Raw genomic sequence first — 16,056 nt, forward strand, 5'->3', positions numbered from 1 at the left:
GACCATGACCTGCACCGCGACAGGAGCAGCACTTCGCGTCGAGGGGCTTTGCTGGGGGCCGCGCCCGGGGCTGAAGCTGGTCGACGGCATGGACTTCGCGATCAAGGCGGGCAGCCGGCTTGCGATCCTCGGGCCGAACGGGGCGGGCAAGACCTCGCTCCTGCGCTGCCTTTACCGGGCGGTTCAGCCGAATGCGGGCCGTATCAAAATCGACGGCGTCGACCTCTGGTCGATCTCGGCGCGCGAAGCGGCAAAGACGATCGCCGTCGTGCTGCAGGAAATGCCCGGCGATTTTCCGTTCAGCGTGCGCGACGTGGTGATGATGGGGCGTATCCCGCGGCGGGAAGGGCTCAACGGCTGGACGGACACGGACCGCGAGCGCGTGCAGCACGCGCTCTCCCATCTCGATCTCGCCCATCTCGCCGGCCGCCAGTTCTCGACGCTCTCGGGCGGCGAAAAGCAGCGGGTGCTGATCGCCCGGGCGCTTGCCCAGGAGCCGCGCATCATCATCCTGGATGAGCCGACCAACCACCTCGACATCCGCCACCAGCTTGAAATCCTCGAGCTGCTGCAGACGCTGAAGCTGACGATCGTGTCGACGCTGCACGACATCAATCTCGCCGCCGAATTCGCGACCGACGTGGCGATCGTGACGGCGGGGCGCCTGACCGCCTTTGGAACGCCCGAGGAAGTGCTGAGCCCGCGGGCGCTCTCCACCGCCTTCGGCGTCACCGCCACCGCCCACGGCACTGCCGCTGCCGGCAGTGCGCGCTTTTCCTTTTCACTTCCTCGACAGGGATCCATTTCATGAAGATCAATATTGCCTCCTCCGCCCTGCTTCTCGTGCTTGCTACGGCGGCGCCGGCGCTCGCCTATCCGGTCACGGTCAAGAGCTGCAACCGCGAGGTCACCTTCGATGCCGCGCCGAAACGGGCGATCGCCAACGACGTCAATCTGGTCGAGATGATGCTGGCCTTGAAACTGCAGGACCGCATGGTCGGCTACACCGGCGTTTCCGGCTGGAAGACGCTGGATGAAAAGCTGCGCGAGGGGGTGAAGGAACTGCCGGAGCTCTCGGAGAAATATCCGACCAAGGAAGTGCTCCTCGATGCCGACGCCGATTTCTTCTTCGCCGGCTGGAACTACGGCATGAAGGTCGGCGGCGAGGTGACGCCCGAGACGCTGGCCCCCTTCAAGATCAATGTCTACGAACTCACCGAGTCCTGCGTCCATTTCATGGCCAGGGAAAAGCCTTCGATGGACGACATGTTCGTCGATCTGCTCAATCTCGGCCGCATCTTCGGCGTCGAGGATCGGGCCGAAGCGCTGGTCGCGGGTTATCGCAGCCAGCTCGCCGAGATCGCCGGGGCCAATACCGGCCGCGACAAGCCGACCCGCGTCTTCGTCTATGATTCCGGCGAGGAAAAGCCGTTCACCTCGGGTCGTTTCGGCATCCCGACGGCGATGATCGAGGCCGCCGGCGGCGCCAACATCATGGACGATGTCGACAAGAGCTGGGTGGAAGTCTCCTGGGAGCCGGTGATCGATCGCAATCCGGAGGTCGTAGTGATCGTCAACTACGGCGAGGTGAAGGCCGAGGACAAGATCGCCTTCATGAAGAACAATCCGGCCTTTGCCAATGTCGATGCGGTCCGGAACGACCGCTTCGTGGTGCTCGATTACGTCGAGGCGACGCCGGGGCCGCGCAACGTCGACGCTATCGCCCGGCTCGCCAAGGCCTTTCACGGCGAAGGCCTGTAACCGATGCTGGCCGAGGATACGTCGCCTGGTCCCGTTGCCGTTTCGCGGGTTGCTCCTGTTCGGGCGATCCGCGGCGGGGTCGGGCTGTTCGCGGTGCTGCTGCTGCTTTTCCTCACCGTGACCGCGGGCGTGTCGCTCGGCTCGGCGCCGATCCCTGTCACCACCGTCTGGTCGATCGTCGCAAGCAAGCTCGCGCCCGGCAGCATCGAGGCCTTCTGGTCGGCAGGCCGTGAAAGCATCGTCTGGGACGTGCGCCTGCCGCGGGTCATGCTGGCGGGGCTCGTCGGCGCCGGCCTGGCGCTGACCGGCGCCGTGCTGCAATCGGTCACGCGCAATCCGCTCGCCGATCCGCATCTGCTCGGCGTCTCCTCGGGCGGCGCGCTCGGTGCGATCGTCGCGCTGCTTCACACCGGAATGATCCTCGGTCTTCTCACGGTGCCGCTCTTTGCCTTTGGCGGCGCGCTTCTGGCAACCGTGCTGGTCGCCTTCGTTTCCCGCGCGCTCGGCACCAGCGCCGATCGCCTGGTGCTCGCCGGCGTCGCCGTCGCCTTCGTGCTGACGTCGATCGGTAACCTCATGATTTTCCTCGGTGACCCGCGGGCGACCCACACGGTGATCTTCTGGATGCTCGGCGGCCTTGGCCTCGCGCAATGGCCGCATCTTGTCTATCCGGCGCTGGTGCTCGTCGTCTCGCTTGGCTGGCTGGTCATCCGGTCGCGCGAGATCAACGCGCTTGCCATGGGCGACGAGACGGCGACGACGCTCGGCATTCCCGTGCGCCGCTTCCGCCTGACGCTCTTCGTCGTCACCGCGCTCCTGACCGGGGTGATGGTGGCCTTTTCGGGAGCGATCGGCTTCGTCGGGCTGATGGTTCCGCATTTCGTACGGCTCTTTGCCGGCAGCGACAATGTCCGGGTCATCCCGCTCTCGGCTTTCTTTGGCGCCTTGACGCTGATCATGGCCGATCTCGCGGCCCGCGTCATCATGGCGCCGGAGGACATGCCGATCGGAGTCGTCACCGGCATGGTCGGCGGCATCGCCTTTGTTGCCATCCTCACGCGGCGCGCGTAAGGCGTGCATCGACGTTGGGCGTGCGTGCATGGACATGGGCCGGTCCGCGCCTATGTCTTAGAGCATCCCGCTTTCAAATGGAATCACTTGAAAGCGGGAAGATGCTCTAGAATCAAAGTGCTGGAGCGGCCTTAGTGCGTTCATCTGAACGCACGGTGCTCTAGCACATGCATGGCTGCCGATCCGCGCCGAAAGGGGCGGGAACGGCAGAAGAGGGGCACGAGGAAGCAAATGACGAAGGAAGTTGAAATCTGCACGCCAGAGGACGTTTTGAACTTCTGGTTCGGCGAGCTCAGCTATGACGACTGGTTCACGGTGAGCAGCGAACTGGACGACGCCTGCATTCGCCGGTTCCAGGCATCGCACCTGGCGCTCGCCCGCGGGGTGAGCGAGATCTGGCGGGCAACGCCGGAGAACCGGCTGGCGGCGATCATCCTGCTCGACCAGATGCCGCGCAACATGTATCGCGGCACGCCGCTGGCCTTTGCGACCGATTGCCTGGCGCTGCATGAGGCGAAGCTCGCCGTGGGCATTGGCGCCGACATGGCGATCAAGCCGGAGGCGCGCGCCTTCGTCTATCTGCCGTTCGAGCATTCGGAAAACCTGACCGACCAGACCATGTCGGTGAAGCTTTTCACCGAACTCGGCGACGCCGACTATCTCGACTATGCCATCCGGCACCGCGATGTGATCGAACAATTCGGCCGCTTCCCGCACCGCAACGCCTTTCTGGCCCGCGTCTCGACGGACGCCGAGCTTGCCTATCTGGCACAGCCCGGCGCCGGTTTCTGACGAAAAATCCGGCGTCGATGCGCAATTGGCGGCGGCTTTTGCATCTTTCCGCCGTCTTTCGTATTCACATCGCATTGTGATGACCACTGACGCGATTCCGCATCACGGGTCTCAACCTGCAAGGATCATGAAATTGCGTTCTGTCGGAAAATTGCCTGCCATTCTCCTCTGCCTGCTGGCGCTTGCCGCCACCGGTCCGGTCATGGCGCAAAAGCCGACGCAGCCGGCACAGGCGACGGGCCAGAACGCAGCACAGCCGGCACAGAAGGCGGCGCCCGCTCAGTCCGGCCAGAACGCCGCCCAGCCGGCCGCCAAGACGGCGCCGGCGCAGGAAGGTGCGCAACCCGCTGACAATAGTGCGACTCCCGGCGCTGCCGCCGAGCCGGCCGCGACGACCGCCCAGCCGGCGCAAACGGCAACGCCGCCCGCCGGCGAGCCGGTGCCGGCCGATGCCGCGCCACCGGCTCAAACCCAGGCGACCGAGCAACTCGCCAAGGCCGGCGAGGAGCTCAAGCGGCTGACGGACCTCGTCGACAAGGCGAAGGACGACGATACCGCGCTTGCGGAACTGAAGGTCCAGGTCGATGCGCTCTCGAAGCAGATCATCGGCGTATCGGTCTCGACCCGTCCGCGCTTCGACGAGATCAAGGCGCGGCTCACCGAACTCGGCGATCCGCCGGGCGAGGGGCAGCCGCCGGAGGCGGACATCGTGTCCGCCGAGCGCAAGCGGCTCGTCGCCGAGCGCGGCGCCATCAACGCGCTGACCGGCGAGGCCGAGGGGCTCTCGGTGCAGTCGACCAAGCTTTCGAACGCGATTACGGCCACGCGCCGCGCGCTGTTTTCGAACACGCTGCTGAAGAACACCGAAGTCTCCGGCACCATGTTCAACGATGCCCTGTCGGCGACGGCCGACGAGACCCGCGTGCTCACCCGCAGCGTCACGAGCTGGCTGAGCTTTGCCTGGAACTACAAGCGCGTGCAGTTGCTGACGGCGCTGTTCCTGTCGCTGCTGGCGGCACTGGTCTTCCTCGCCGGCAGCCGCAGGCTGTTCCGCCCCTGGATCCAGCACGATATCACCGACGAGGAGCCGAGCTATTTCCGGCGTCTGTCGGTGGCCTTCTGGTCGACCATGATACCGACGCTGGCTTCCGCCGCATTCGCCGTGTCGAGCTTCTTCTTCATGCGTTCGTTCAACGTGCTTCGCTCCGACATCGAGCCGATCGTCGCGATCACGCTCGGCGTCAGCGTGGTGGTGTTCTTCATCACCCGGCTTGCCCAGGCGGTGCTTTCACCGAGCGATGCGCGCTGGCGGCTGGTCCGGGTCTCCGACCGCGGCGCCCGGATGCTGATGGCCACGATCTTCGCCATGGCGCTGGTCAACGGCCTTGATTATCTCTTCGGCGGCATCAGCGAAGCGCTGGGTTCGCCGGTGGTGCTGACCGTCGTCAAGAGCTTCGTCGCCTCGATCGTCATCGGTGTCATCATCATGGCATCGGCCTGGATCAAGCCGACGCTCCGGCAGGACGATTCCTTCGAGGCACATGGCCGTTCCTGGCCGCGGATCGTCTCAGTCGGCCTTCTCCTGATCGGCGCCTCGCTGATCATCTCGGCGGCATCGGGCTATGTCGGCCTCGCGCGCTTCATCGCCACGCAGATCATCATTACCGGCGCGATCCTGGTGACGATGTATATCGGCATCCTCACCGGCCGGGCGGTGGCCAAGCAGAACGCCTTCGCCGAGACGGCCGCGGGACGCTATCTCGAGCGGCGCTACAATCTCGAGCAGGTGGCGCTCGATCAGATCGGCCTCGTGGCGGGCCTCAGCATCTATGCGCTCGTCGTCCTGTTCTTCATTCCGCTGATCCTATTGCAATGGGGCTTCCAGATCGCCGATATCGAGGCCTGGGCCTATCGCGCGGTTACCGACATCAAGATCGGCTCGATCACCATTTCGCTGGTCGGCATTCTCGCGGGCATCCTGTTCTTCGCGCTCGGCTATGCGGTTACCCGCTTCGTCCAGCGCTGGATCGACGGCAACATCATGGCGCGCAGCCGCGTCGATGCCGGCGTGCGCAACTCCATCCGCACCGGCATCGGCTATACCGGCGTCGGCCTTGCCGGCCTCATCGGCCTGTCGGCGGCGGGCATCGATCTCTCCAACCTCGCGCTCGTCGCCGGTGCCCTCTCGCTCGGCGTCGGTTTCGGCCTGCAGAACATCGTCTCGAACTTCGTCTCGGGGCTGATCCTCTTGGTCGAGCGGCCGTTCAAGGTGGGCGACTGGATCGTCAGCGGCACGACGGAAGGTTTCGTCAAGCGCATCTCGGTGCGCGCCACCGAGATCGAGACCTTCCAGCACCAGTCGATCATGATGCCGAACTCGCTGCTGATCAACGCGTCGGTCGGCAACTGGACCCACCGCAACAAGCTCGGCCGCTCCGAAATCGCCGTTACCGTGACCTATGCCAGCGATCCCCGGCGGATCATGGAGCTGCTTTCCGAGATCGCCGCCGCCCATCCGATGGTGCTGAAGAATCCGTCGCCGAGCGTCGGCTTCACCGCCTTCGGCGACGAGCGCATGACCTTCGAGCTCAGGATCTACGTTGCCGACGTCTTGACCGGCGGCGGCGTGCGCAACGACCTGCGCATCTCGATCTACGAACGCTTCCGCGACGAAGGCATCGGCGAGCCGTTCCCGGTGAAGATCGAGGACGTGCCGGTCGAGAACCAGACCGGCATCGAAAGCGACGAGCCGGAGAAGGTGGGCGAGCCGAAGGGCGCCACGTCCGCCGAGGCAAGGGCGTCGGCGGAGGCAGGGGCGCCGGCCAGGACGACCGCTTCCGGCAGGAAGACCGCCTCCGCGGCGCCGCTCGACGAGGAAGGCGAGGTGGAAGAAACGCGCAATCGCCGAAGCGCCAGCCGCCGCGCGAATCCAAACCGCTGATAAACGGCGCATTCACAGCCTATTCAGCCAGCCCAGGATAAAAAGCATGCAATTCTTCCGGTGAGCGCCGACAGCGCCGCGCGTCTGATCTGACGCGCAAAAGGCCGCTGTAGCGCTTTGATTTGCTGCATAATTTCAATTCTCAAATCGATTTCGATTTAAGAAATTATGCAGTAGGCTGGCACCGGCTGAAGAGGTGGCCGGCGCAGCGTCGCGAAACCGACGGGGCGGCTGGCTCGGCGAGAGGGGCGGCGCGTCGGGCGCCGATGGGCGATGAAGAAATTTGTGATTGCATTGCTTTCCGGCGTGCTTGTGGCCGGCGCGCTGGCTGCAGAAGCGGCATCGGCCGCGACCGTCACGAACAAGGACGGCGAGACCGCCGTGCTGGTCGTCGTCGAGGGCGAAAGCCGCATGGAAGTCGCAATCGCATCCGGAGCGACGGAAATGATCTGCCCGAGCGGCTGTTTCGTGACCGCGCCGAGCGGCGACCGCATCGGCCTGCAGGGCGACGAGAATGTCGAGATCGTCAACGGCAACGTCGTCGTGAAGTAACCCTCCATCCTACGGCGACGGTGCCAGGGCATCGCGCCGTTGCCGGGCAGCGTCCAGGCTTCGTGCGCGCGGCCTAAACGCGTCGCGATCTTTCAGATTCGCTCCTTGCGCTTTACGCCCTTGATATTTCGCATGTCGTTATCGCAAACCCGCCGCACACTTTTGCGCGACATGCTCTAATCCCATTGGATGATTGAATGAACCGCTCGCCTCGCGCGTCATGGCAATGAAGCAAGGGCAGGGCTCTGAAGCTGCTGCCTTACGTTGACACGATCCAATGCGGGTAGCACGCTCGGCCATTGGGCCGGCGCCGATCGTCCTGGTCGGTCGCGCATTGCCGGAGGGGAGCCATGCCGTTCCTTCGCATCGCCTTGTCCGTTCTGTTGGTATTTTGCGCCTCGCAGGCGCTGGCCGAGAAGCGCGTGGCGCTGGTCATCGGCAACTCCGCCTATCAGCATGTGGCACCCTTGCCCAATCCCGGCAATGACGCCGCCGACATGACGGCAAAGCTCGAAGGGCTCGGCTTCGAGGTGGTGCATGGCACGGATCTCGATCTTGCGGGTGTTCGGCGTGTGGTTCGCGATTTCGTCGGTCGGCTCGACGGTGCCGATCTGGCGCTGTTCTACTATGCCGGTCACGGTCTCCAGGTGGACGGCGAAAACTATCTGGCGCCCGTCGACGCCAAGCTCGCCTCGCATGTCGACCTCGATTTCGAGGCGGTACCGATGAACCTGATCCTGTCGGCCATGGAGCGCAGCACGCGGATCAACCTCGTCTTCCTCGACGCCTGTCGCGACAACCCGCTCGCCGTCAACCTCGCGCGTTCGATGGGCACGCGCTCGGCCTCGGTCGGCCGCGGGCTTGCCAAGGTCGGCACCGGCATCGGCACACTGATCGCCTTTGCCACCCAGCCCGGCAATGTTGCGCTTGACGGCAGCGGGCGAAACTCGCCGTTCACATCCGCACTGCTCAAGCATCTCGGCCAGCCGGGGCGCGACATCACTCGCGAGCTGATCGACGTGCGCCGCGACGTTCTCGCCGCAACGGGCGGCAAGCAGGTGCCCTGGGACAATTCCTCGCTGACCGGCGAAGTGGTGCTGAAGCCTGGCGATGACGGCAAGCCGGCACAAGTCAAGGAGCCGGCCACGGACCAGGCGGCCGAGCTTGCCTATTGGGAAACGATCAAGGATGCAACGGACCGCGATCTCTTCGACGCCTATCTGCAGCAATATCCCTCTGGCGCCTTCGCTTCGCTGGCGAGGGCCAAGATCCGCATCATCGAGCGGGCGCCCACCACAAATGGCGCGACGGCGACGCCAAGTGGCGAGGCGGTGGCGGCCGTTGATCCGACTGCAGCCGCAGCAGGTACCGACGATCGCGCCCTGTCTCGATCGATCCAGCAGCAATTGAACCGCGTCGGCTGTCGCGCCGGCAGCGAGGATGGGGTCTGGGGCGCTGGCAGCCGCAAGGCGCTGGAAGCGTTCGCGAAGTACGGCAAACTCGAACTTGCGACGCTCGACCCCTCCGGCGACGTGCTCGAACGCCTGAAGGCCGAGAAGGAGCGGGTGTGTCCGCTCGTCTGCGCGCGCAACCAGGAGGCAAAGGGCGGCCGCTGCGTGACGACCCGGCGCGAGGCGAAGCTGCCGCAACCGAGTGAGACCCAGGGCTCCACCAAGACACCGACGAAAAGCACCGGCACACGAACGATCATCCCGCCGGCCGAGCTGCAGAAGAAGAGTTTTGCCAATTGCCCTGCCAATGCAGACGTCGCCTTCCGGCAGATGTTCGCCCGCGGGTCGGGACACGGCAGGACGACGATCTCTGCGACGCACGCCTGCGGCCGCGCCTTTGCCTGCCACCGGGCGGCGAGAGGGCAGCCGTGGGACTGCGGCTGGCGGTGAGAGCAAAGGTCTGCGGTGGGAGAGATCTTCGGCGGGCGACATCAATCACTGATTGGCTCAGGCAGGATGTCCGACCGTCGACCGGCGGGCCTTGGTCTCAATGTTGGCCGGGTTCGCCGACGCCCGCTCACGCTTGGCTATTCGGCCGCTCCATGTCGAGTGGTCCGTCGGACTGTTCGCGACTGCTGCGAACGACGCCGGTGGAGGCCGCGATCAACAGCGCCAGCGGCAGGCCCGGATAGAACGTGAAAAACTGCAGATAGCTGACGCCGCGCTGTAGCCACTGTCTGACGCTCAGCCCCGGCAGTCCGAAAAACGAATGCCAGAAGTGAAGAAGAAACTCGATAAGGCCGATCGCCATCATAAAGATCAACAGCCAGGACCACAGGCGGTAGGCCACTGAATAGTGGCCCGTCATTGGCCCGGTTGGATCGCGCACTAGGCAAAGAGTGACGCCGGCGATCAATGCGGCGACGAACGAGAAGGGCGGTTGCACGCCGTATAGGCCGGTCGCAAGAGCCACCCCCCAATGCGATCCGAACACGATGCCGAAGGGGAGGTCGGCCAATACAAGAAGCGCGATGTAGGCGCCGATTTTGCCCGGCATCCCCGCTGACTTTGCTCGCGCGATCGAAATCGTTGCGATGGATGCCGCGAACAGCGGGTAGGCGAGTGGCTTCAGATAGACGCCAAGGATGACGGCCAGCGCACCGGCGGCGCCCGGTATTGCGCTGGCGCCGGAGCTGTGAACGAGGGCATAGACCAGGAAGGGGAAAGCAAAGGTGAAGCCAAGCAGCAGCCCAAGTCGGAGCCCCCACGCACGTCCATATCTTACGCCGCTGATAGTGCCTTGCACATCCATTCTCCTGTCAGTGATCTCGCGGGTAGGTTAGAATGGCGGGATTAAGGCGGCCTTCAAACTGTGGTTGCAATTTTAGGTTTCATGTGCTTGGTCGCGTCAACGCGATCCTGAAAGCTGCGGCCGTGTCCCACCTTCGGGCCTGAAAATCGCCGCGACTTTGGCAAGGATCGCCGGCAGCTACCGGCAGAAGGAGGCTCCCATGAAACTCCAGCTTATCCGCAACGCCACCCTCAAGCTCGACTATGGCGGGCACACCGTGCTGGTGGATCCCTTCCTTGGGCCGAAACACAGCCTGCCGTCCTTTGCCGGGCGGTCCCCCAATCCGCTGGTCGAACTGCCCGTCGCGATCGACGAGATCCTCGCGGGTGTCGAACTCGTCATCATCTCGCATCTGCATGAGGACCACCTCGACGATACCGCCAAGGAGCGGGTGCCGAAGGGCCTGCCGATCTTCTGCCAGCCGGGCGACGAGGAAGCGATACGTGCAGCCGGGTTCCGCGACGTCACGCCGCTCTCCGGCAAAGCCAGTTGGCAGGGCCTGACGCTGACCCGGCGTGATGGCAGCCATGGGCTTGGTCCTGTCGTCCAGGACATGGGGCCCGTCATCGGTTTCAGCCTCGAGGCGAAAGGCGAACCGACGGTCTACTGGGCCGGCGACACGGTCTTCTATCCGCCCGTCGAGACGACGATCCGCGAAACCAGGCCGGACATCATCGTCACCCATTCTTGCGCCGCGCGCTGGAACGGCGACCTCATCGTCATGGATGCTGAGCAGACGATCAAGGTCTGCGAGATGGCGAAGAACAGCCTCGTCATCGCCGCGCACATGGAGGCGCTTGATCACGCGACGCTCAGCCGGAGCGAGCTCAGGGCAGCCGCCGATGCCCATGGCATCCCCTTGACGAAACTGGTGATCCCTGATGACGGTGAGGTGCTGACGCTGATCCCGCCGGTAGTCTGAAGCGCGGCGCGATCTCTCAGTTTCGCGTCTTGCGCCTGAACTGTCGCCTATCGCACAAACCCGCTGCGCAATTTTGCGCGACAGGTTTTGCGCAATTCCGAAGAACCGCCGGGTTCACGGGATCGAAAATATGCTGATCTCGTTGGTGATGCCGCGTAGCGCGACATTGTGCGACTGCGGATTGAGGCCGCGATCGCTGAGGAGGTTCGAGGCGCGGGGGTCGTCGAGCACGGAACTGGTGGCGAAGATCTCACGCGAGCTCGCGAGATGCTGGACGCGCGAGGCAATGTTGACCGTCTGGCCGAAATAATCCTGGCGCTCATTGAGGCTGACGGCGATGCACGGTCCCTCGTGAATGCCGATCTTCAAGAGCAGATCCTCGGAGCCCCGATCCTCGTTCAACTTGCGCATCGCGTCGCGCATGCGCATGGCCGCCGCAACCGCCCGATCCGGTGTCGGGAAGGTTGCCATCACGGCATCGCCGATCGTCTTGACCACGGCGCCGGCTTCGGCGGCAACGATCTCGTTGACGACGCTGAAATGGGTCTTCACCAGATCGAAGGCCGCGAGATCGCCGACCCGTTCGTAAAGCTCGGTGGAGCCGCGCAGATCGGAAAAGAGGAAGGTGAGGCTGGTGATCTTCAGTCTTTGGTCAACATCGATCGTATCGGTGCGGTAGATATCGCGGAAGGTCTGGTTGGAAAGCAGCCGCTTGGCCGTCAGGAACGGCCGGCGACGGCCGAGGATATCGTGCAGGGCGTCGTTGGCGGCGCACACCGAGGGCAGGGTGCGGACATCCGTATGGTTTTCCACCTGGATGCGCAGCGGTCCCGGCTGCATGGTCAGCGCCTCGTCATGGCGATGGCCGCGATCGAAGACGAGCGACAGGGTGCGCCGTTCCTTCGTCGGCTCGCCCTTGACGTCGATGAACTGTGCCGCATGCGTTACCGGTTCGAAGACGATGATGAACTCCGCCGGCAGTTGCAGCGAGATGACGGCCTTTTCGCCGGGCGGCAGTTCAAGCGCCTCCAGCACGAAATCGTCGATCCTGGCTTCGTAGTCCTCTTCCGGCAGCTCGATACCGGAGCCCCAGTAGATCTGGCGGAAATACTCGAAGGGCGGAAGCTCGTGCGGGCTGTGGGCCCCGATATGGCGCACCCGCGGGTTCACGGTGAAGGTGACCTCCACCATCTCGTCGAGCGTCGGCTCGTAGCCGGCGGCGCAGAGCGAGCAGGTATAGGTGTCGCTCTGCACGGTCTTCAGCGATGTGTTGGCGTCGAGCACGCCGCCGCAGCCGGGGCAGAGCACGTTCCAGGAGAGTTCGAAGAGGCCGAGGCGGGACGCGTGCAGGAAAGCGGCGATCGTCTTTTCCTCGTTCAGCCCGTGCTCGGCGGCGAAGGCCAGCGCATTGACGCGGCAGAGCTTGCGGTCCGGCGCTTCCCGGACAAAGCGCTCCAACACGTCGGCGATCTCAGGCTGCACGGTTTGGCGCAGCATGTCGAAGAGAGGCTGAGCTTCACTCATGGCGGTATCCTACACTGAAAAGACCGGCGGGGCAGCCGGTTTGTCGGGGTAGGTTCGGGTGCCGGAGATGGGCGCGGGCCGCCTTTGCCGTCGCTGCAGTCCGCATGGCGACGAGGCCAATGAGGAGCCTCGCCGCGCAGGGTCCATTCCGCGGTCGCTTCAAGGAGACGTGCCCTACGCCGCCTTCCGGTCGCGGCCGAAGGGGTCGCCGCGTACCGATTCCGTGTGCAGCGCGGCCACCCATCCGCCGTTCTCGCGGATCCAGGTCGTGGCGTCGGCGGCCTTCAATGTCAGGGGCTGCCCGTCGACCTCCATCTCTTCGGTCACCGTGTAGGCGATGACGGCGACGTCCTCCCGCGGAAAGATGACGCTGACGTCGTCGAGCTGGAACGATCTGAGGCTCCAGGAGCCCTCGGCCTGCTCGGCCATCCGGCGGTAGTCGTCCCGGGTGAGCACGGCTGCACCTTGCGCACCGACGACGATCGACCGTTCGGGCAGCATCGCCACGGACGCCTCGGTATCCTTCTCCATAATGGTTCGCCAGAATTCCTGTTCGAGGTCGATGATCTCCTGTCTTTCGGCATGCATGTTCGCGTCCTCCATCGGAATACCCGCAGAAGACATGGAAAGGCGAAAAGTTCCCTGCCGACACCAGGCCTGCGGGACCAAGCACGGCATCGCGCGCTGAGATCGCTTTAAAGACCGCCGTTGCGGGAACCCAACGCCCGCGTGCGTCGTTTCCCGCTCTGACATCAGCCGTTGCGCGACAGGATAAGGTCATGACGATGCTCTCGGGAAAGTGCCTTTGCGGCCAGGTGCAGGTTTCGGTGCGCGGTGAGCCAATGCGGGTCGGTATCTGCCACTGCACCGACTGCCGGCAGGAAAGCGGCTCGGCCTTCACCTTCTATGGCATCTGGCCTGCCGATAGCTTCGAGCACACCGGCGAGACCGCGGTGTTCCAGGGGCGCTGCTTCTGTCCCCGTTGCGGTTCGCGCGTCTTCTCGGCCGACGACCAGGAGGCGGAAGTCAAGCTTGGCATCCTGTCCGAAGCGCCGACGCCGCTTGTGCCGAGCTACGAACTCTGGATCAAGCGCCGCGAGCCGTGGCTAAGGCCGGTAGAAGGGGCAGCGCAGTTCGAAGAAGACCGGATATGAAGGCAAGCGCCTGCCTGCGTCCTGCGAATACCGGCGCTCTGGTCCTCATCGTTCGGGTGCCGAACGACATTCCATGCCGGAGAAGTCGGCGGGGCTTATCTGCGTGACCTGCCGGATATGGAACGGCATCTTGTCGACGGCGGACATTGGCTTTCAGAGACGCAACAGGGCGGCCGAGCGGATGCGCGATCCCATTTTTCGCTTCCCTTAAATGAGCATCGATTCAAGAGTAGGATTGTGCTTTAGATCAAGGCGTTGCTGTGGTGCCGCGTTGCGTGTGAAGTCGCGGGCTGCTGGGGGAGTGTATGTCGGCACGGCCATTGTTGAGGATATCGGACGTTGCCAATGGCCTTTTGGCGGCGGCGGGTCTCATCGTGGTTGCCGCGCTGACCGCGCCGAACTTTGGTGCCGGCGCGCGGCTTGCCCTCGAGGGGTTCCTCGCCGATATCTGGGCCGTCTATGCGCTGCAACTGGCCGACACGCTCGTCGCGCTGCGGACGAAGGACGGTCGTGCGACGATGTCCGAAATCACGATCGATCTCCTGGCCGTCATCGTTCCGCTTGCCGGCTTCCTCCTTGCCGGCCCGCAGGATCAGAGCCTTTATTGCGGCATCTGGCTGTTGAAGCCGCTGCGCCATTCCACCTTCTTCCGGCTGCTGGGCCGGGTCGTGTCGCGGGCCGCCCCCAGTCTCGTCGGCGTCACCTCGCTCTTCGGCATCGTCCTCTTCGGCGCATCGCTGATCGCCTATCTCATCGAGCGGGATGTCCAGCCGGACAAGTTCGGCAGCATTCCCCAGGCCATGTGGTGGGCGGTAGTCACGCTTTCCACCACCGGCTATGGCGACGAGATCCCGCAGACGCTGGCCGGGCGGGTGCTCGCCGGGCTGGTGATGATGAGCGGCATCGGCATCTTCGCGCTCTGGGCCGGCATTCTCGCCACCGGCTTCTTCGAAGAGGTGCGCCGCCAGGATTTCGTGCGCAATTGGCAGTTGGTGGCCGCGGTGCCGCTGTTCCAGAAGCTCGGCTCGGCCGCCTTCGTCGAGATCGTCAGGGCGCTGCGCCCACGGGTGGTGCCCGCCGGCGCCGTCATCTGCCGCAAGGGCGAGGCGGGCGACCAGATGTTCTTCATCGTCGAGGGACGCGTGAGCATCGCCACACCTTCGCCGACACCGGTCGAGCTCGGCCCCGGCAGCTTCTTCGGCGAGATGGCGCTGATTTCGGGCGAGCCACGATCGGCGACCGTCAGCGCCGCCACGGAGGTCTCGCTGCTGTCGCTCTATTCGGAGGATTTCCAGATGCTGTCGAGCAGCAATCCGGAGATCGCCGAAGTCATCCGCAAGACGGCCGAGGCGCGGCGCGGCCAGACACCCAAGGGCTGACGGCAGCGCTGCGTCGGGGGCGACCGCGAAGTTCCATCCCGACACCCTACGGCGTCATTTCGCCGGCCGCCCATTAACATCAGAGAAAGCCTTTCTCCTCTAGCATGGCGGCTGCAAGTTACAGTGACTTTGCGGGCATGAGGAACGCTTGGGCGCTGTAGGGGGACACTCTTTCACATAGGCGTTCAATGTCGTTTTTTGGCATTTCCGGAATGTATTATTCCGGCGAATCCCTTGGCGAGCACCGTATCGTGCTGGCCGAGGACTCCAACCTCTTCTCGTCGATGGTCTCGAAGCGGCTGAAAGAGCTGTTCGACATCGATGTCATCGTCTGCCGCGACTATGACGACCTGCAGTTTGCCGTCGAAAACGCGACTTTTCCGGCGTCGCTCGCCATCTCCAACATCAACCTCCCGGGGGCGGAGAATGGCGAGGCGCTCAACTATCTGATCGACATGAGCGTGCCGACCATCGTCTTCACCGGCTCCTTCCAGGAGTCGACGCGCGAGAAGATCCTTGCCAAGGAAATCGTCGATTACGTCATCAAGGACAGCGTCTTTGCCGTCGACATGCTGGCGGAATCCGTCTGCCGCTTCCTCACCAACCACAAGCACCACGTGCTGATCGTCGATGACAGCCCGACGGCGCGCGCGCTGCTGACGACGCAGCTCAAGCGCTACAATTTCCGCACCAGCTCGGCCGACAGCGGCGCGGCTGCGCTCGAACTTCTCAAGAACAACCCCGATATCGGCCTCGTCATCACCGACTACAACATGCCCGATATCGACGGCTTCGAACTGACGCGGCGCATCCGCGGTTCCTATGGGCCGCATCAGTTGCGCATCATCGGCGTCTCGTCGTCCACCAACCGGCTGCTGTCGGCGCGCTTCCTGAAAGCGGGCGGCAACGACTTCGTCGTTCGTCCCTTCGTCAACGAGGAATTCTACTGCCGCGTCAACCAGAACCTGGACACGCTGACGAAGATCCGCACGCTCAGTGAAAAGGTTAGGGTTCCGGCGCAGACTTTGGCCTGATACGAGAAATAATCCCCAAAATATTATGGCAAAGGGCGCGAACTCCCGCGCTCAGGTTGCTGCATTAACGAAATTGCAATCCGATCGGTCTTCAATCCGCCGCAGCAGGAGCGGGGAGCCCGGT

General features: G+C 64.1%; 14 protein-coding genes. 11 read left to right on the forward strand and 3 right to left on the reverse strand.

What is annotated here, in order from left to right:
- Positions 1-4: 4 nt before the first annotated feature.
- The 7 genes from ACQ5BM_RS02610 (at position 5) to ACQ5BM_RS02640 (ending at position 9,018) form a co-directional block, all read left to right on the forward strand.
- On the forward strand, positions 5-811 hold the full coding sequence (locus tag ACQ5BM_RS02610) for an ABC transporter ATP-binding protein (RefSeq protein WP_429807364.1): 807 nt from the start codon (positions 5-7) through the stop codon (positions 809-811).
- Positions 808-1,761 carry an ABC transporter substrate-binding protein gene (locus ACQ5BM_RS02615; protein ID WP_429807367.1) on the forward strand — a complete coding sequence of 318 codons (954 nt, stop codon included), beginning with the start codon at positions 808-810 and terminating at the stop codon, positions 1,759-1,761. Before ACQ5BM_RS02610 ends, ACQ5BM_RS02615 begins: the two co-directional genes overlap by 4 nt.
- Positions 1,762-1,764: 3 nt before the next feature.
- Positions 1,765-2,832 carry a FecCD family ABC transporter permease gene (locus tag ACQ5BM_RS02620; protein WP_429807369.1) on the forward strand — a complete coding sequence of 356 codons (1,068 nt, stop codon included), beginning with the start codon at positions 1,765-1,767 and terminating at the stop codon, positions 2,830-2,832.
- Positions 2,833-3,063: 231 nt separating this feature from the next.
- The gene (locus tag ACQ5BM_RS02625; RefSeq protein WP_429807371.1) at positions 3,064-3,624 is read left to right on the forward strand and encodes a DUF924 family protein; all 561 of its coding nucleotides are present in this window, start codon (positions 3,064-3,066) and stop codon (positions 3,622-3,624) included.
- 127 nt (positions 3,625-3,751) lie between these two features.
- Positions 3,752-6,565: a mechanosensitive ion channel family protein gene (locus ACQ5BM_RS02630; protein WP_429807373.1), complete on the forward strand. Its 2,814-nt coding sequence runs from the start codon at positions 3,752-3,754 to the stop codon at positions 6,563-6,565.
- Positions 6,566-6,838: 273 nt separating this feature from the next.
- Positions 6,839-7,117, forward strand: coding sequence for a hypothetical protein (locus tag ACQ5BM_RS02635; RefSeq protein ID WP_173516883.1), 279 nt, complete (start codon positions 6,839-6,841; stop codon positions 7,115-7,117).
- 350 nt (positions 7,118-7,467) lie between these two features.
- A complete protein-coding gene (locus ACQ5BM_RS02640) occupies positions 7,468-9,018 on the forward strand; it encodes a caspase family protein (protein ID WP_429807376.1) in 1,551 nt (516 codons plus the stop codon).
- Positions 9,019-9,145: 127 nt separating this feature from the next.
- Here ACQ5BM_RS02640 and ACQ5BM_RS02645 read toward each other — a convergent pair whose 3' ends face one another.
- Positions 9,146-9,874 carry a hypothetical protein gene (locus ACQ5BM_RS02645; protein ID WP_429807378.1) on the reverse strand — a complete coding sequence of 243 codons (729 nt, stop codon included), beginning with the start codon at positions 9,872-9,874 and terminating at the stop codon, positions 9,146-9,148.
- Between the two features lie 205 nt (positions 9,875-10,079).
- On the opposite strand from ACQ5BM_RS02645, the gene ACQ5BM_RS02650 reads away from it, so the two are divergent.
- Positions 10,080-10,841: an MBL fold metallo-hydrolase gene (locus ACQ5BM_RS02650; protein ID WP_429807381.1), complete on the forward strand. Its 762-nt coding sequence runs from the start codon at positions 10,080-10,082 to the stop codon at positions 10,839-10,841.
- A gap of 114 nt (positions 10,842-10,955) precedes the next feature.
- Here ACQ5BM_RS02650 and ACQ5BM_RS02655 read toward each other — a convergent pair whose 3' ends face one another.
- On the reverse strand, positions 10,956-12,365 hold the full coding sequence (locus ACQ5BM_RS02655; RefSeq protein ID WP_429807383.1) for an adenylate/guanylate cyclase domain-containing protein: 1,410 nt from the start codon (positions 12,363-12,365) through the stop codon (positions 10,956-10,958).
- Between the two features lie 174 nt (positions 12,366-12,539).
- Positions 12,540-12,953 (reverse strand): nuclear transport factor 2 family protein, encoded by a 414-nt coding sequence (locus ACQ5BM_RS02660; protein WP_429807385.1) that lies wholly within the window; start codon positions 12,951-12,953, stop codon positions 12,540-12,542.
- Between the two features lie 191 nt (positions 12,954-13,144).
- On the opposite strand from ACQ5BM_RS02660, the gene ACQ5BM_RS02665 reads away from it, so the two are divergent.
- From ACQ5BM_RS02665 to ACQ5BM_RS02675, 3 genes are all read left to right on the forward strand, one after another.
- On the forward strand, positions 13,145-13,519 hold the full coding sequence (locus ACQ5BM_RS02665; protein ID WP_429807388.1) for a GFA family protein: 375 nt from the start codon (positions 13,145-13,147) through the stop codon (positions 13,517-13,519).
- Between the two features lie 305 nt (positions 13,520-13,824).
- On the forward strand, positions 13,825-14,898 hold the full coding sequence (locus tag ACQ5BM_RS02670; protein ID WP_429807391.1) for a cyclic nucleotide-gated ion channel: 1,074 nt from the start codon (positions 13,825-13,827) through the stop codon (positions 14,896-14,898).
- A 188-nt stretch (positions 14,899-15,086) separates the two neighbouring features.
- Entirely contained in the window at positions 15,087-15,932 is an 846-nt protein-coding gene (locus ACQ5BM_RS02675) for a response regulator (RefSeq protein WP_429807394.1), read from the forward strand.
- Positions 15,933-16,056 lie beyond the last annotated feature (124 nt).

The sequence above is a fragment of the Ensifer sp. B1-9 genome, from assembly GCF_050474445.1.
Classification (GTDB): Bacteria; Pseudomonadota; Alphaproteobacteria; order Rhizobiales; family Rhizobiaceae; genus Ensifer.

What these genes read in the sequence shown, in the direction of transcription:
- ACQ5BM_RS02610 (WP_429807364.1), top strand. Translation starts at nt 5, where the DNA reads ATGACCTGCACCGCGACAGGAGCAGCACTTCGCGTCGAGGGGCTTTGC.
- ACQ5BM_RS02615 (WP_429807367.1), top strand. Translation starts at nt 808, where the DNA reads ATGAAGATCAATATTGCCTCCTCCGCCCTGCTTCTCGTGCTTGCTACG.
- ACQ5BM_RS02620 (WP_429807369.1), top strand. Translation starts at nt 1,765, where the DNA reads ATGCTGGCCGAGGATACGTCGCCTGGTCCCGTTGCCGTTTCGCGGGTT.
- ACQ5BM_RS02625 (WP_429807371.1), top strand. Translation starts at nt 3,064, where the DNA reads ATGACGAAGGAAGTTGAAATCTGCACGCCAGAGGACGTTTTGAACTTC.
- ACQ5BM_RS02630 (WP_429807373.1), top strand. Translation starts at nt 3,752, where the DNA reads ATGAAATTGCGTTCTGTCGGAAAATTGCCTGCCATTCTCCTCTGCCTG.
- ACQ5BM_RS02635 (WP_173516883.1), top strand. Translation starts at nt 6,839, where the DNA reads ATGAAGAAATTTGTGATTGCATTGCTTTCCGGCGTGCTTGTGGCCGGC.
- ACQ5BM_RS02640 (WP_429807376.1), top strand. Translation starts at nt 7,468, where the DNA reads ATGCCGTTCCTTCGCATCGCCTTGTCCGTTCTGTTGGTATTTTGCGCC.
- ACQ5BM_RS02650 (WP_429807381.1), top strand. Translation starts at nt 10,080, where the DNA reads ATGAAACTCCAGCTTATCCGCAACGCCACCCTCAAGCTCGACTATGGC.
- ACQ5BM_RS02655 (WP_429807383.1), bottom strand. Translation starts at nt 12,365, where the DNA reads ATGAGTGAAGCTCAGCCTCTCTTCGACATGCTGCGCCAAACCGTGCAG.
- ACQ5BM_RS02660 (WP_429807385.1), bottom strand. Translation starts at nt 12,953, where the DNA reads ATGCATGCCGAAAGACAGGAGATCATCGACCTCGAACAGGAATTCTGG.
- ACQ5BM_RS02665 (WP_429807388.1), top strand. Translation starts at nt 13,145, where the DNA reads ATGACGATGCTCTCGGGAAAGTGCCTTTGCGGCCAGGTGCAGGTTTCG.
- ACQ5BM_RS02670 (WP_429807391.1), top strand. Translation starts at nt 13,825, where the DNA reads ATGTCGGCACGGCCATTGTTGAGGATATCGGACGTTGCCAATGGCCTT.
- ACQ5BM_RS02675 (WP_429807394.1), top strand. Translation starts at nt 15,087, where the DNA reads ATGTCGTTTTTTGGCATTTCCGGAATGTATTATTCCGGCGAATCCCTT.